This is a genomic window from Pseudomonas sp. SIMBA_068 (assembly GCF_046534705.1).
GTDB classification, from domain to species: domain Bacteria; phylum Pseudomonadota; class Gammaproteobacteria; order Pseudomonadales; family Pseudomonadaceae; genus Aquipseudomonas; species Aquipseudomonas putida.
On record NZ_JAWRYI010001717.1, the window covers coordinates 1 to 234 of the forward strand.

A 234-nucleotide genomic window follows, 5' to 3' on the forward strand; every position below is an offset into this window, starting at 1 on the left:
GTGGCGATCGGCGGCATCGTGGTGCTGGGCGGCATCACCTACTACCGCAAGTGGGGCTACCTGTGGCGCGAGTGGTTCACCAGCATCGACCACAAGAAGATCGGCATCATGTACATGATCCTGGGCCTGGTGATGCTGCTGCGCGGCTTCGCCGACGCCATCATGATGCGGCTGCAGCAGGCCGTGGCCTTCGGCGATTCCACCGGCTACCTGCCACCGCACCACTACGACCAG

General features: G+C 64.1%; 1 pseudogene. It reads left to right on the top strand.

The features are described from left to right. Positions 1 to 234: pseudogene (locus SB756_RS35615) on the top strand (cytochrome o ubiquinol oxidase subunit I); the annotation flags it as partial.